The 15833-nt window shown below is 31.2% G+C and carries 14 protein-coding genes; 2 read left to right on the forward strand and 12 right to left on the reverse strand.

What is annotated here, in order from left to right:
* The first annotated feature begins 5 nt into the window (after positions 1-5).
* Positions 6-2909, forward strand: coding sequence for an FAD-binding and (Fe-S)-binding domain-containing protein (locus tag ABXT55_RS04225; protein WP_415284067.1), 2904 nt, complete (start codon positions 6-8; stop codon positions 2907-2909).
* On the opposite strand, the gene ABXT55_RS04230 is transcribed toward ABXT55_RS04225, so the two are convergent.
* From ABXT55_RS04230 to dctP, 10 genes are all read right to left on the reverse strand, one after another.
* Positions 2906-4099 carry a CaiB/BaiF CoA transferase family protein gene (locus tag ABXT55_RS04230; protein ID WP_415284068.1) on the reverse strand — a complete coding sequence of 398 codons (1194 nt, stop codon included), beginning with the start codon at positions 4097-4099 and terminating at the stop codon, positions 2906-2908. The genes ABXT55_RS04225 and ABXT55_RS04230 overlap by 4 nt on opposite strands.
* A 3-nt stretch (positions 4100-4102) precedes the next feature.
* A complete protein-coding gene (locus ABXT55_RS04235) occupies positions 4103-4885 on the reverse strand; it encodes an enoyl-CoA hydratase/isomerase family protein (protein WP_415284069.1) in 783 nt (260 codons plus the stop codon).
* Positions 4886-6169 carry a TRAP transporter large permease gene (locus ABXT55_RS04240; protein WP_415284070.1) on the reverse strand — a complete coding sequence of 428 codons (1284 nt, stop codon included), beginning with the start codon at positions 6167-6169 and terminating at the stop codon, positions 4886-4888.
* Positions 6169-6678 carry a TRAP transporter small permease gene (locus tag ABXT55_RS04245; RefSeq protein ID WP_415284071.1) on the reverse strand — a complete coding sequence of 170 codons (510 nt, stop codon included), beginning with the start codon at positions 6676-6678 and terminating at the stop codon, positions 6169-6171. The genes ABXT55_RS04240 and ABXT55_RS04245 overlap by 1 nt, the downstream gene beginning before the upstream one ends.
* 44 nt (positions 6679-6722) lie before the next feature.
* The gene (locus ABXT55_RS04250; protein ID WP_415284072.1) at positions 6723-7697 is read right to left on the reverse strand and encodes a TRAP transporter substrate-binding protein; all 975 of its coding nucleotides are present in this window, start codon (positions 7695-7697) and stop codon (positions 6723-6725) included.
* A gap of 350 nt (positions 7698-8047) precedes the next feature.
* Positions 8048-8884 carry a sulfite exporter TauE/SafE family protein gene (locus ABXT55_RS04255; protein ID WP_415284073.1) on the reverse strand — a complete coding sequence of 279 codons (837 nt, stop codon included), beginning with the start codon at positions 8882-8884 and terminating at the stop codon, positions 8048-8050.
* Positions 8884-9888 (reverse strand): tRNA dihydrouridine(20/20a) synthase DusA, encoded by a 1005-nt coding sequence (gene dusA, locus ABXT55_RS04260; RefSeq protein ID WP_415284074.1) that lies wholly within the window; start codon positions 9886-9888, stop codon positions 8884-8886. The genes ABXT55_RS04255 and dusA overlap by 1 nt, the downstream gene beginning before the upstream one ends.
* Complete coding sequence (locus ABXT55_RS04265) at positions 9878-11209, reverse strand: TRAP transporter large permease (RefSeq protein WP_415275015.1); 1332 nt, start codon at positions 11207-11209, stop codon at positions 9878-9880. The genes dusA and ABXT55_RS04265 overlap by 11 nt, the downstream gene beginning before the upstream one ends.
* On the reverse strand, positions 11209-11703 hold the full coding sequence (locus tag ABXT55_RS04270; RefSeq protein ID WP_415284075.1) for a TRAP transporter small permease subunit: 495 nt from the start codon (positions 11701-11703) through the stop codon (positions 11209-11211). Before ABXT55_RS04270 ends, ABXT55_RS04265 begins: the two co-directional genes overlap by 1 nt.
* A gap of 50 nt (positions 11704-11753) precedes the next feature.
* Entirely contained in the window at positions 11754-12764 is a 1011-nt protein-coding gene (gene dctP / locus ABXT55_RS04275) for a TRAP transporter substrate-binding protein DctP (protein WP_271482773.1), read from the reverse strand.
* A 91-nt stretch (positions 12765-12855) separates the two neighbouring features.
* Here dctP and ABXT55_RS04280 point away from each other — a divergent pair, with 91 nt between their 5' ends.
* Positions 12856-14001, forward strand: a complete 1146-nt coding sequence (locus ABXT55_RS04280; protein WP_415284076.1) for a CaiB/BaiF CoA transferase family protein — start codon at positions 12856-12858, stop codon at positions 13999-14001.
* On the opposite strand, the gene rpoZ is transcribed toward ABXT55_RS04280, so the two are convergent.
* Complete coding sequence (gene rpoZ, locus ABXT55_RS04285; protein WP_415284077.1) at positions 13998-14567, reverse strand: DNA-directed RNA polymerase subunit omega; 570 nt, start codon at positions 14565-14567, stop codon at positions 13998-14000. The genes ABXT55_RS04280 and rpoZ overlap by 4 nt on opposite strands.
* Positions 14568-14610: 43 nt before the next feature.
* Positions 14611-15819 (reverse strand): MFS transporter, encoded by a 1209-nt coding sequence (locus ABXT55_RS04290; RefSeq protein ID WP_415284078.1) that lies wholly within the window; start codon positions 15817-15819, stop codon positions 14611-14613.
* Positions 15820-15833: the final 14 nt, after the last annotated feature.

Raw genomic sequence — 15833 nt, forward strand, 5'->3', positions numbered from 1 at the left:
GTTTAATGAGTTTAAGTGCAGGTCAAATACAAAAAATTAGTAAAGAAATTAGTAGTAAGGTTGAGGGAAAAACTTTATTCGATGATTTTTCTAGGGGAAGATATAGTACTGACGCATCTGTTTATCAGATAAAGCCTATAGGTGTAGTTTTACCAAAAGACACTAATGATGTGCTAAATCTGATGGAATATTCTCAAAAAAATTCAATTCCATTATTAGCTAGAGGTGGTGGAAGTTCTCAATGTGGACAGACAGTTGGTGAAAGCATTGTTTTAGATTATTCAAGGCATCAGAATAAAATTTTAGAAGTAAATTTAGAGGAAAAATATGTCTGGGTAGAACCAGGTGTTGTATTAGATCACTTAAATGCACAACTAAAACCTCATGGATTGTGGTTTCCGGTTGATGTATCTACCAGCAGTAGAGCTACAATTGGTGGAATGTCTGCAAACAATTCATGTGGCTCAAGATCCTTATATTATGGGAATATGGTACATAATGTTTTGGCAATAGAAACAATTTTAGATGATGGCTCTATATCTACATTTGATCACATTGATAAAAATTTTTTATCTACAAAAAATGATCAAGACAAATTATATAAAATAATAAACAAGTTTTTTGATGTAAGAAAAAATGTAAGTTCTGAATTAAATGAACATTGGCCTACAACACAAAGAAGAGTTGGTGGATATAACATAGATTTAATTGATCCAAATGGATTTAATTCCTCGCATTTACTAGTTGGATCAGAAGGAACGTTATCTTTATTTAACAAAATAAAATTAAAGCTATCTGAATTACCAAAAAATAAAATATTAGGTGTTTGTTATTTTGATAATTTTCATCAAGCTATGGAAATATCCCAAGAAATTGTAAAATTAAAACCAACATGTGTTGAGTTAATGGATCGAAATCTATTAAATTTAGCAAAAGATATTCCTATGTACGCAGAGGGTATCAAAAAATATATCAAGGGGAACCCTGCTGCTGTATTGATGGTAGAATTTATAGATACAGATCAAAATGTTTATGAAAAAAAAATAAATGATCTGGAGTACATTGTTTTAAATCAAAATAATAAAAATCAGTTTAAATATTATTCTGATCTTAATGAGCAAAAAGAAGTTTTTGATATAAGAAAAGCTGGACTAAATATTCTAATGTCTATGAAAGGTGATAGAAAACCAGTTGCCTTTATTGAGGATTGTGCTGTGTCGCTTGAACATTTGGCAGATTACACGGCAAGTTTGAATGAAATATTTAAAAAATATGGAACAAGTGGAATGTTCTACGCTCATGCATCTGTTGGAACCTTACACGTAAGACCTGTTTTAAATATGAAATCAGATAATGATATAAAAAATATGAAATCAATATCTGAGGAGGCATTTGCAATAGTAAAAAATTATAAAGGATCACACTCTGGTGAACATGGAGATGGTATTGTGAGATCTGAATTTCACAAAATGATGTTTGGAGAAAAAATTACAAAAGCTTTTGAAGAAATAAAAGATACATTTGATAACAAAAATCTTTTAAATCCTGGTAAAATTGTAAGACCACTCACTTCAAACGATAGATCTCTAATGAGATATAAGTCTGGTTATCAAGCTGAAAAAATTAATACACATTATGATTGGTCTGATTGGGGACAATTGTCAGATGCTGTGGAAATGTGTAATAATAACGGTGCATGTAGAAACCTTGATTCAGGTGTAATGTGCCCATCATATCGAGTAACTAAAGAGGAAAAAGACTTAGTAAGAGGTAGAGCAAACACACTTAGATTAGCATTATCAAATCAATTGCCTGAGGGATCGTTTGTCTCTAAAGACATGTTTGAAACGATGGAGCTGTGCGTTAGCTGTAAAGCTTGTCAAAGAGAATGTCCAATGTCGGTAGATATGGCCAAGATGAAGAGCGAATTTCTTTCTCATTACTACAATAAATTTAGAATGAGAATTAAAGATAAGGTTATTTCAGAGATGCCAAAGATGATTTGGCTTTTAAAGATCATTGCTCCAATATTCAATAAAGTCAAAAATCTACCTATAATTTCAACAATTATTGAACAATTTGGTTTTACAACAAAAAGAGAAATGCCAGAGGTACAAAGTCAGGATATTTTAAAGAAAATATATACTGAGCAATTAATATCTGAAAAAAAATTAATATTATTTGCAGACACTTTTAATATAAATTTTGAAAATCAAAATTTAATATATGCTATAAAAGTATTAAACAAACTAGGTTTTCAAACAATCATACCAAGTTATGATAAAGATAATTTAGATAGACCTTTATGTTGCGGAAGAACCTACATTTCTTATGGTCAATTAGATAAAGCAGCAAATGAATTAAATCGATTTAATGATTACATCATAAAGAATAATTATTATAATTTACCAGTTGTTGGAATTGAGCCTTCTTGCTTACTTACTTTCAGTGATGAATATCAAAAATTAAAAGATGTAAAAAATAGAGAAAAAATCAAAAATAAATTTTATTTATTGGAAGAATTTATATTAGAGCATATTGAAAATGATAATAATATTAAGGTTAATAAATTTGACCAAAATGTATTAATACACGGTCATTGTCATCAAAAATCACAAGATAGAATGAAGGGCCTTAAAAATCTTTTATCTAAATTAAAGATTAATAACAAAATGATAGAATCCAGTTGTTGTGGTATGGCTGGATCATTTGGTTATGACAGTAAGCACTATGAAATATCAAAAAAAATGGCAAATTTATCCTTGATACCTGCAGTAAACAATAGTGATGAAAAAGATTTTATTATTGCAAATGGTACTAGCTGTAGACATCAAATTTCAGATTTATCTGATAAAAAAGGTAAACATGTTTCTGAATTATTATTTAAAATTTTTGAAACTGTAAATTAAAGTATTACTTTTCTATTATAAAAATCTTCTATCTCTTCATGCTTGTATCCAAAACTCAGCATAATTTCTTTTGTGTGTTCACCTAAATTAGGTGCACCTTTTGATTTTTCTGTTTTACTTTTTGAAAACTTAATTGGCATACCAATTGCCTTGCTTTTGCCAGCTTTTTTATTATCAACTTCAATTATCATTTCCCTATGAATTGTTTGTGGATCTTCAAACATTTCAGTAATCGAATTTATAGGTCCACATGGTAAACCATTATTATCAAATATTTTTAGCCATTCATCTGATGTTCTTTTTAAAAGTTCACTACTAAGTATATCTACAAGTTGATTAATATTTTTTTTTCTATTCAGGTTTGATGAAAATTTTTCATTTTCTTGAAGATCTTGACGATTAATAGCCTTTAATAACATTAACCATGTGTTTTGATTAGAAGCTCCCACTGTAATCCATTTATCTTTAGTTTTAAAAGCTTGATAAGGAGCAGTTAAAGGATGTGCAGATCCAAGTGGTCCAGGAGATTGTCCAGTAGCACCTGCTATAGCTGATTGCCAATAAGTATGAACTATACCAGCTTCAAATAAAGATGTATCAACTTTCTGACCTTCTCCAGTTTTTTCTCTATGAATTAATGCAGCTAAAATTCCACTTGAAGCCAACAAACCAGCAGTAATATCTGTGATGGGTGCTCCAACTTTCATTGGGGGCTTATTTTTACTCTCTCCAGTTATACTCATTAAACCGCTCATTCCTTGAGCAACTAAATCAAACCCTCCTTTATCAGCATAAGGACCAGTTCTGCCATATCCAGATATTTCACAAAGAATTATTTTAGGATTAATCTCAGACAGTACATTGTAACCAATACCTAATTTTTCTAATGTGCCTTTTCTAAAATTTTCTAGAACTACATCAGAATTTTTAACCATTTCTTTAAAAATTTTTATTCCATCTTTATCTTTTAAATTTAAAGCTATTCCCTTTTTATTTCTATTCATCATCATAAATGCTGCAGCTTCTCCATTAATCTCAGGGGGGAGAAAATTTCTAGTATCATCTCCAGCAGGTGTTTTTTCTATCTTAATAACTTCAGCTCCAAGGTCAGCTAATAATAATCCACAAGTTGGGCCAGCCATTATTTGAGACATTTCCAAAACACGAATACCCTTCAATGAAGCTGTCATTTATTATTTATTTTTGAATTTAGGTTTTGTTTTATTCAAAAAGGATTTATACCCAGTTTTAAAATCCTCAGTATCGTAACATTTATAACCAAGATTGTTTATTTTTTCAGTCACCTTACCGTTCTTTAAAATATTTCTTGCAAATTGCTTGTGCCATCTTGCAACTTTTGGTGCTCCTTCACATATTAGTTCTGCTGATCTGTAAGCTTCTTTTTCAACATTTTTGTCATCAACTACTCTATTAACAAGTTTTTTCTCAAATGCTTCTTCTGCATCAAATACTCTACCCTCAAATAAAATTTCCATAGCAGTTGAATAATTAGTTACTTTTAAAAGAACTTCTAATTCTTTTGCAGCCATTGTTAAACCTAATCTTTTAATTGGAATTCCAAATCTTGAACTTTTGCCACAAATTCTAATATCACAACATCCTGCTATTTCTAATCCACCGCCAACACAAATTCCTTCTATTAGGGCTACAGTCGGTATTGGGCAGTTAAATATTTCACCTAAAGTTCCATGTAAAAATTTTCCATAAGATTTTGCTAATTTTGATGATGATCTTTCTTTTTTAAATTCTCCTATATCATTACCAGGTGAAAAAGATTTTTTGCCTTTGCCTCTTATAATTATGCATCTTAAGTCTTTATTTTTAGATAACTTTTTGAATATTTCTCCAAGCTCTATCCACATGGGCTTGGTCATTGCATTTAGCTTTTCTGGTCTATTTAAAATTACTTCAGTTAAATGACTGTTTATCTTATTAAGCTCAATTAATTTATACATTTAACTCCTGTAAAAGTATTCAACTAGTGTCATTGGTATGGCGGGTACATAGGTCACTAAAAGCAATAAAATTACTAAAACGCTTATAAAGATAAGGTTTTCTCGTGTTACATCCCATATATCCTCTTTTGCTACAGAGCATGCAGTTGCTAAAACGCTTGCAACAGGAGGTGTTTGTTGTCCAATTGCTAAATTTAAAGTGACTATTATACCAAAATGAACTGGATCTATACCCACAGCATAAACTAAAGGCATAACGATAGGGACGGTAAGAATTATCGCTGCTACAGAATGCAAAAAGAAACCAATAACCAAAAGAAAAACATTTAATATGGCTAAAACAGCATACTTATTATTTGTAAAGTCCATAATTGATGCGGCAATTTTTTGTGGAAGTTGTTCGACTGTTAAAAATTCACCTAGTAATACTGAAGCTGCTACCAATAACATTACTGATGACGTTTGAATTGCTCCTTCGGTTGCAGCTTCATACAGTCTTTTAAAATCCACTTCTCCATAAACTAACCCAATAACTAGTGACGCTACAACTGCCAAACCAGCTCCCTCTGTTGCCGTAACGACACCACCAAAAATACCACCCAAAATAATTACAGGTAGTAAAAATGCTAATGCTGCCTCTCTTGCAGTTTTTCTAACATTTGCAAGATTAAATGTTTCTTCAACTGGAAAATTTCTACGTCTTGCTGTGATATATGCAGCTAACATTAAAAAAAAGCCACCAATTACACCAGGAACAATTCCAGCTACAAATAACTGTACTACTGAACTTTGTGACATCACCGCATAAACAATCATTGGTATGGATGGTGGAATAATAATTGCTAAAGATGCTGAAGATGATGTGACTGCAGCAGCAAATGCTCCTGGATATCCTTTTTTCTTCATTGCTGGAATTAAAATTGAACCTAATGCAGCAACATCTGCAACTGCTGACCCAGAAATTTCTGCAAAAAACATTGAGGTTGCAATGTTGATCATGCTTAAACCCCCCTTAATAAAACCAACAAGAGCAGAAGCAAATGCTATCAACCTTCTAGAAATTCCAGCACTATTCATTATTGAACCAGCTAGAATAAATAAAGGTATTGCTATCAGTGGAAATTTCATTGATCCATCAAACATAACAATTGCAGTATCGATTAAAAAACTTGTTCCAGACTTTAATACCATTGCAACTATTGTTGTTACAGCTAGACCAATAGCGATAGGAACATTTATAGATAAAATAAATAGTAACACTAAAAACATTGTTAAAATTAACATCAAATATCTCCTGTTTGTTCAATGTTAGTTGTTTGAAGAACTAAATTCTTATAATCCTCTGGAATTCTTAAAGTTTCAGATAAAATAAATAAACATGATGCAACTGGTATCACTGATTGTACAAAAATTTGAGGAACCCACTCTAAAGTTACTAATGTTTCTCCTCCGATAAGTGTTAAAACTTTATACCCATAATAAGCTAACAATATCAAAAAAGCATAGATAATAAATTTGGATAATACGAAAAATATTTTTCTTAAAACCAATGGAAATGCTTTAAAAATACTAGGTACGCTTATATGCGCTCCTTTTAATGATGCATATGCTGAGCCATAATACGTTATCCAAGCAAGTTGAACTGCTGCAACTTCATCATACCAAACTAAAGCGCTACCAGCAAAACGGAACGAAACACCAAGTAATACTGTTACTGCAAGGGCTACCATCATTATGAACAGTATAAATTTTAAAAAATTTTCGTATGAACTTATAAATTTTTTTAATGTCATATATTTTTCTAGGCCCCCAGAAAGAGGGCCTAATACAAATTAGATTAATTTGCTAAAGATGATACTTTTTTAATTAACGCACCACCAGTTGATACTTCTGATGCGAATTGATCATATATTCCTTTACTTGCTGCAATAAAAGCTCCTTTATCAGCAGTGTTTACTTTAACTCCAGCTGACTCAATTACTCCTAGTAAAGATTTTTCAAGTCTAGCAGCTTCTTCGTAAACAAACTTTTGCGTGTCTTGCGCAGCTTGTTCTAAGATAGCTCTTACATCTGCAGGAAGTTTGCTCCAATGATCTTTATGTACTGCTACATAAGCAGGAGTATAAACGTGACCTGTAATAGATAGATACTTCTGTACTTCTTGAAACTTAGCACTAGCTATTTGAGCATATGGGTTTTCTTGACCATCCATTGTTCCAGTTTTCAAAGCTGTAAAAACTTCTGAAAATGACATTGGAGTTGGATTTGCACCATATGATTGGAACATTTTGACTCTCCATTTTGACTTAGGAGTTCTTAATTTAATTCCTTTTAAGTCATCTGGCTTATCTATTGCTCTTACATTGTTTGTAATATGTCTAAAACCATTTTCCCATACTGCTATAACTTGATAACCAGTTTTAGCCTCAAGATTTTTGAACATTCCTGGTAATACTTGGCTTTCAACTTTATTCATGTGCTTTCTATCTTTAATGATAAATGGCATATCAAAAACACCAAACTCATCATGAATTGACGCCATAACAGACGATGGCAACCACATGTTTACAGTGCCTAATTTTAGTTTTTGCATACCTTGTTTATCTTTACCAAGTTGCGAAGAACCAAATACACTTACTTTACCTTTGCTACCTAATCTCTCATTTGCAAGTTTAGCAAAATGATCAACTGATGCAGAAAATAATGAACCAGGCTTACCTACGTGTCCAAATTTTACTTCAGTTGAGCTTGCTGAAAAACTCAAAAATAATGATGAAATTAAAACAACAATTACTTTATTAAATTTATTCATTTTTACTCCTTCAGTTTATTTATATAAAAACTTATAGACTTAGATTGAATATTGCTAGTTATTTAAAAATTTACATAACAAAAAAAGCTAGTAACTTAAAATGAGTTTAACTATTAACAAACGTCAAAACACAGTTAGTTAAGAATTATTGTGCACTAGCTTAAAATTTATAATCTACTTAGGAATTTATCAACTTTTACGTGCATGCGATATTTTAACTCTTTGCTTAATAATATTTTTAACATTTTATCAGTACGTTCTTCTGGAGTGATTTTAATACCCTTCTTTTTTTTTATCATCTTCATGAAAGAATTTGTAATAAAATTAAATAGTAAATTAATTAGAGTAAATTAGTTTATTGATAGATATTCAATAAAAGATCTTACTGAAACTATAATTAAAAAAGTACCAAAAATTTTACTCAATAATTTTTTATCAATTTTATATACTGTTTTAGCACCAAGTCTTGCCATAACCATTGTTACTGGCACAAATACAATAAAGCCTAATAAATTAATGTATCCAAAGCTAAAAGGAGTATTAATATTATCTATTATTTTTCCACTAATAATCATTGTTATGGTTCCACTAATAGCTATTAAAATACCTGTTGCTGCAGCTGTACCAATTGATTTCCTTATATTATAACCAATTGTTCGCATAAAAGGTACCATTAAAGATCCACCTCCAATGCCAAGAGGTACTGAAAAAAAACCAATAACAACTCCTGAAATATTTTTTACTAGTTCAGGTATTTTTTTTGGATTTTCTACCAATTGCTCTCTTAAAAAAATAAAAAATAATCCAATCATAAAAGCAAAGATTGAAAAGAATAAAACTAAAGTGGGAGTGTTTAAATTTACCACTAAGAAGGTTCCTAAAATTACCCCAATAAGAATAAAAATACCAAACGATTTTACCATTTTAAAATCAACTGCATCATGCTCCATGTGTGTTTTGGTAGAAATTATTGATGTTGGAACTATTATTGCTAAAGAAGTTCCAACAGAAAGGTGCATTCTTGTAACAATATCAAAATCAAGAACAGTAAATGCATAATATAAAGCTGGAACCATTATAATTCCACCTCCAACCCCAAGTAATCCAGCCATGAAACCTGCAACAGCCGCAGATATAGCAAGGACTGCTAATAAATTAATTATGTCTCCGTAATTTAAATTCTCCATTATGAGTTAGCTTGATTAGCTTTCTCGTTATTTTGCACAATAGTCATTATATGTTGTGATTTTTGAAAATCAGAATCTCTTGCCATCATATTATCACTTAAATATCTTTTCCATTCCTTTGAGCCTATTTGACCATGATATAATCCAACAGTATGTCTCATAATATGATTTACTTTTGTTCCAAGCTTAACTTCTTTCTCAAGGTACTCTAAAAGTTTTTCAGCCACCTCCTCTCTTGTTGGCTGTTCTTTTGTTCCAAAAATTTCATTTTCAATCTCAACTAAAGAATAAGGGTTTTGATATATAGATCGACCAATCATCACTCCATCACATAAAGTTAAATGGTTTTTAATTTCATCAATTTTTGAGATACCTCCATTAATGATAATTTCTAAATCTGGATTTTCCTCTTTAACTTTATAGACCATTCCATAGTTCAGTTTTGGAATATTTAAATTTTGCTTTGGTGACATTCCAGTTAAAATAGCTTTTCGAGCGTGTAATATAAAAGTATTACAACCTGAAGATTTCATTTTATGTATAAAATTATTTAAATAATCAAATTCTTCAGTATCATCAAATCCTATTCTAGTTTTTGCAGTAACTGGAATATTACAAGCATTAACCATTGAATTGATACATTCTGCAACAAGATCTGGTTCCCTCATCAAGCAAGCACCAAACATATTTTTTTGAACTTTTTTACTAGGGCAACCTAGATTAATATTAATTTCATCATAACCCATATCCTCTGCAATTTTTGCGACTTCAGCTAATTCTACTTTATCAGATCCACCCACTTGTAATGCTAAAGGTTTTTCTTCTGGCCTATAAGATAAAATTTTTTTTCTATCTCCATGAATTGCAGATTTTGTTGCGACCATTTCTGAGTACAACATAACATTCTTGCTCATCAATCTTAGAAAGTAACGATCATGACGGTCAGTACAATCCATCATTGGTGCTACTGAAATTTTTCTATTAATATTTTTTTTAATATCCAAGAGGTTTACCCATTAGTTTATCAGGTAACCACGATACTATTTCAGGAAAGATACATAATATAAGTATAGATAAAACCATCATCATCATAAATGGAAACGATCCCCTTAAGATTGTAGATAGACTAACGTCTGGTGTAATACCCTTGATAATATAAAGATTTAATCCAACTGGTGGTGTGATTAAGCCTATTTCCATATTTATTGTAAATACAATCGCAAACCAATATGGATCAAAACCTAATGTGGTTATGACAGGCAACAATATAGCCGAAGTCATTACAATAACAGCTACTGGTGGTAAAAAGAAGCCAGCTACTAAAAGAAAGATATTTACTAATAAAAAAATTATCCATTTATTGCTACTTAGTTCAATCATACTTTGGGCAAGTGACTGAGTTACATATAATTGAGATAGTGTGAATGCAAAAAGATAGGATGCTGCAATAATGAACATTATCATTACACTTTCTTTCATTGAAATTTTAACGATATTCCAAATTTTCTTAGGCTGATAAATTTTATAAACAACAGCTATCATTACAAAAACTAAAAATGCTCCAACACCTGAGGCTTCTGATGGTGTCGCAACTCCTCCATATAAGACATACAAAACACCCATAATGATTGCTAAAAAAGGAAAAATTCTAGGAAGAACTTCTAGTTTTTCTTTTAGTGTTGGTGGTTTTCTATTTCTTAATAATTTAGCTGCATTTTTATCAATGAAGTAACTGTGTATTAATGCCCAAATTGCAAAAAGACTTGCTAACATAAAACCTGGAACAACTCCGGAAAGAAATAATCTTCCAATAGAAGTTCCTGTTGCCATTCCATATACGATTAAAACTATACTTGGTGGAATTAAAACCCCTAAAGTTCCTCCTGCAGCAATTGTTCCTGTAGCAATTTGATCTGAATACCCTCTTTTTCTCATTTCAGGAATTCCCATAGTACCAATCGCAGCACATGTTGCTGGACTGGACCCACTTAAAGCAGCAAAAATTGAACATGCACCAATGTTAGAAATAACTAAACCACCCGGTACTCTCCAAAGCCATCTATCAAGGCCAGTATATAAATCTTTTCCTGCAGGTGAATGAGCAACTGCCATACCCATAAGTATGAACATAGGAATAGATAAAAGTACAAAAGAATTTAAACCTGCATAAAATGTTTCAGCAAAAACATCTAACATTTGTAGACCTTCAAAAGTCACTAACAATGTAATTGAGACAAAACTTAAACCAAAGGCTATTGGAATTCCCGAAAATAAAACTATTAAAGTAAAAACTGCAACTATTATAGCAATTGTAAGTGGATCCATTATTTAAAATCCCCCTCATCACAAAGTTTAATTATTTCAGCAATATACTGAAGTATCATTAAAATAGAACCTATTAGCATTGAAGAATATGGCACCCATAATGGTGGATCCCAAATAGTTCCTGTTGTATAATTTTTAGTAAATGCTTCTTCAACCATCAAAAAACCAAAATAAAACAGGATTAAAAAAAAACATAAGCTTAATAATGAAGTAAAAATTTTAAGCTTAATAATATTTTTTTTAGACATAAAATCATATATCCATTCCATGCTTACGTGGGCTTTTTCGCTTAAAACATAAGCACTACCAATAAAAGTAGATGCAACAAGCAGTATAGTCACTAATTCAGTTTGCCATGTAATAGCCCGTTGAAAAAAGTATCTTTCAAAAACAAGCTCAACAATTACTAAAATTGATAAAATCAGAGCACCCACAGCAAAAGCTCCACAAGCTTGGGAGGTGTAATTACAAAATTTTAAATATTTTTTTTTCATAAAAAAAACCCCTATTTATTTTCACAAATAGGGGTTTCTTATATATTGTTTTATTTAACTGCTAAAGCCATTTCCATAAGCTTAGCACCACCTGGTACTTGCTCCGCAAATGCTTTGTGGGCAGTTTTCTTTGCGATCTCAATCCATTCAGCGTGATCTGCAGCAGTCATATATACTAGCTCAACACCAGCATCTCTATAAGCATCTTCAAATGTTTTATCAAGATTAGCTACTTGTGCTGTCATATATTTTTCAGCTACTTTTCCAGCTTTCATAAGGGCTTTTTGTTGCTTAGAACTTAAAGCATCAAAAGACTTTTTAGACATAAGAATCGGTTCATACATAAACCATAGACCAAATTTTCCTGGAGGTGTTGCACATTTTACTTGCTCGTAAATTTTGTAACTTACAAAACTTCCTGAACTAGTATTTGCACCAGTTAATACACCTGTTTGTAGACCAGTATAAATTTCTGAAGATGGCATACTTTGAATACCAGCTCCTGCACCTTCAAGCATTTGGTTAAATGCTTTACCAGCTGCTCTCATTACTTGACCTTTTGCATCGCTAGGTTTTCTAATACATTTTGTTTTTGAAACAAAACCACCACCTAACCAAGCATCAGATAAAACAACTACACCTGCGTCATTAATGATTTTCTTAATCTCAGTCATCATTGGAGATTTATTAAATCTTAATGCATGGTCATGATTTTTAACTGTTCCTGGCATTAAAGTTGCACTAAATTCTGGGTGAAACTTTGATGCATATCCCAAAGGGAAAGCAGATATATCTAATTGACCAGTAGTCATTGGTTTCCACTGTTCTTTAGGTTTGTATAAAGATTTTGCTGGGTAAATTCTAATGTCAATGTCGACATTAGCTTTTTTTACTTCATCAGCAATAATTTGTACCATTTCATGACGTGGGTCAAAAGATCCATCAGCTCTAGGTGTACCAGGCCATTGGTGACTTGCTTTTAATGTTACCGCATAAGCAGAACCAACAGTTGATAAAACTAAAACTAACGCTGTAAAATATAAAGATATTTTTTTAAACATTATTATTCCTCTCGTTTGTTATTATAAAGATGCATTAAATTAAAGTTCTTGGTAAGAGTCAACACTGCACAAAAGCACTATTATATAAAATATGGACGGTCCTTTAAAAAACCTATTAGTTCTTGATCTAACTAGAGTGCTAGTTGGTCCTTATTGTACAATGATGCTTTCAGACCTAGGTGCAAGAGTAATTAAAGTAGAAGCTCCAGATGTTGGAGATGACTCAAGAAAATTTGGTCCTTTTATTGAAGATTATTCAGCCTATTTTATGTCACTTAATAGAGGCAAAGAAAGTATCGCTCTAAATTTAAAAAATGAAGATGATAAAAAAATATTTGATAAGATTTTAGCTAAAGCAGATATCCTAGTTGAAAATTTTAAACCAGGTACATTAGAGAGGTGGGGTTATGGTTGGAAAGATGTTTGTAAAAAATACCCTAGATTAATTTATGCATCAGCATCAGGCTTTGGACAGACAGGTCCTTTAAAAGAATTACCTGCTTACGATATGGTTGTTCAAGGTATGGGTGGTTTGATGAGCGTTACGGGTCAGCCTAATTCAGAACCAACTAGAGTGGGTACATCTATTGGAGATATCACTGCAGGATTATTCACAACTGTTGGAATTAATGCTGCACTTTATGATAGAGAAAAAACTGGCAAAGGAACTTTTATTGATGTTTCGATGCTTGACTGTCAGATTGCAATTTTAGAAAATGCTATTGCAAGGTATCTTGCTAAAAATGAAATACCAAAACCAATGGGATCTCGTCATCCATCTATTGCTCCATTTGAGGCTTTTAAAACAAAAGATAGTCACATCATTATCGCAGCTGGTAATGAAAAATTATTTGAAAAACTTTGTAATGTTTTAAATATTCCTGAAATATCTAAAGATTCAAAATTTAATACAAATTTATTGCGATCAGAAAATATGGATGATCTTAAAAAAATACTTGAAGATAAACTTATTGTTAAGAATACTAATGACTGGGTAAATGAAATGGAAAAAGAAAAAATTCCATGTGGTCCAATATTTAATATTAAAGAAGCCGTTGAAAACCCTCAGGTTCAAGCAAGAAACATGATTGTTAAAGCGCATCACAAAGTAATTGGAGATTTTAAATTAGCGGGTAATCCAATTAAAATGTCTAATTATAAGGATGAAACAACGCGTGGTGATATTCCAGACTTAGATGAACACAGGGAAAAAATCTTAAAGGAATTTAATAATTAACTATTAGGTTCTGTTTCTTCTGCATCTTCTTTTGCAGTTTCAGTTTCAGCTATTTGATCTAAAGAAACTTCAGTTTCTTCACTAGCAGTTTCAGTTTCTTCACTAGCAGTTTCAGTTTCTTCATTAGCAGTTTCAAGTTCTGGATTAACTTCTACTTCAGGTTCTGCTTTTGCAGTTAATTCTTCTAAATCTTCGGGTGCAACTTGAATTTTTTCTGGAATTTTTCTAGCTCTTTTAGATGGTAAAATAGGCGTTCCACTTTTAGAAATTTCACCTTTGTACATACTTTCAAAATCATCACCGATAACTTCATCATCATCAGTACCATCGTCAACTTGTTCAACGTGTTTTCTAAGTTTATGAATAGCGCTATCAGTTAAGTCTGTAACTTTAACAGTGTCTGCTGCAATTTCTCTTAAAGATATGACTGTATTTTTGTCATTATCTCTATTAAGTGTAGGCTCCAATCCTGAATTTAATTGAACTGCTCTTTCTTTAGCAACCAATACTAATTCATAAGGACTATCAACTTTATCTATACAATCTTCTACTGTTACTCTAGCCATGCGCAGTATCTATACAGTAGTTAAAAAAAAATCAAGGATAATTCTATAAATAATCAGGATTAAGCTTATTCTTTACGAGGAATAACAGCGATATTGCAATTAAAATATAAGAACCTGAAACTAAAGCGATTTGCTCAATAGAAAAGCTATTATCGATCAAAATTCCAAAGAGCGCTGTACCAAATGCAGTTGAAAATACCATTAATGCTGTTGTTAAAGCTTTAATAGAACCAATATATTTAACTCCATAGATCTCAGCCCAAGTAGCAGAACCAAGAACATTTGCTAATCCATTTGAAATTCCAATTAAACCTAAAAATATAAATGATGAAATTGGTGAGTTAAAATAATAAAGCACAAACGTTGAGACCAATAAAGGAATGTTCATATAAATTATTAATTTTCGACTACTAAACTTATCAATTAGAAAGCCTGTCAAAAATAAAGTGACCACTGATAAAATTGAATAGACCATAAAGGATTGAGCAATAACATAAGGTCCCCAACCTTTAGATGATACTATAAAAGATTGATAAACAAATGTACCCGTTGCAATCCAAGGCATCGCTAACATGCTTAAACAAATAATATAAAAACGGTAATCTTTTAAAACTTCACCTCTAGTCCATTGTTTTATATCTTTAGTTTTAATATGTATAGAACTCGATGTCTCTCTTGAATCTAATTTAACATTTTTAACTAATGTAACGATGACTATAGGTAAAATGATAATAACTGAAATTGAAATTGCTATCCAAATATTTCTCCAATCAATAAAAGTTAATAGAAAGATAATCAATAAGGGTAAAATAAATTCAGCTAACGATAATCCAAGCCAAGTTGTACTCAACGCACGTCCCCTAGTCTTTTCAAAAAACCTTGAAATTGTAGTTGTTGCTGTATGAGACATGAGTCCTTGACCTGACAGTCTCATTAAAAAAATTGACAAAAACAAGAAAGCTACTGAAGAAATTTTAGAAAATAAAAAACAAGAGATTGCTAATAGAGCAACAACATAAGATGAAAATTTTAAAATATTAAAGTCATCAATTTTTTTACCAACCCAAACAAGTATAAAACTACTTAATAAAGTAGCAGACGCATATATAGATCCAAACTGACCATGGGTGATAGAAAGTGCATCCCTTATGCTTGAATTAAACAGTCCTAAAAAAAAACTCTGTCCAAAACTTGAAAAAAATGTAAAGATAAAACCAAATAAAATTACTTTAAAATTCAAACTTTTAAACATAGGAAATAAAAAAT

This window comes from Candidatus Pelagibacter sp. Uisw_130, assembly GCF_047722505.1.
GTDB lineage: Bacteria > Pseudomonadota > Alphaproteobacteria > Pelagibacterales > Pelagibacteraceae > Pelagibacter.